The sequence below is a fragment of the Paraburkholderia sp. BR10937 genome, assembly GCF_040965695.1.
Taxonomy (GTDB): Bacteria; Pseudomonadota; Gammaproteobacteria; order Burkholderiales; family Burkholderiaceae; genus Paraburkholderia.
Genome location: NZ_JBFRCL010000270.1, coordinates 1 through 241 on the forward strand (window position 1 = coordinate 1; position 241 = coordinate 241).

Below are 241 nucleotides of genomic sequence, written 5' to 3' on the forward strand. Positions count from 1 at the left end.
TTCGAACTGACAGGGCAGCGGCCCGTGTCGCTGCTTAGAACAGGTGCTTGATACCGGCCGAGACCGCGACCTGATTCGACGTCGTCGAGGGTGACAGGTAGCCGATGTCCGCAACGGCGTGGCGGCCGTCTGAACGTTGTTTACGTATGTCACGTTGCCGGTGACGATACCGTAGAGGGTCACGCTGCTCTGGGCATAGGCAGCAAGGGGTGACAGTGCGATCGAAGTCAGGGCGAGAAGT

At 60.6% G+C, this 241-nt stretch carries 1 protein-coding gene; it reads right to left on the reverse strand.

Features of this window, described 5'->3' with window-relative positions:
* On the reverse strand, positions 1-231 hold a 231-nt coding region (locus AB4Y44_RS42940; RefSeq protein WP_368702859.1), incomplete at its 3' end, for a porin.
* Positions 232-241: the final 10 nt, after the last annotated feature.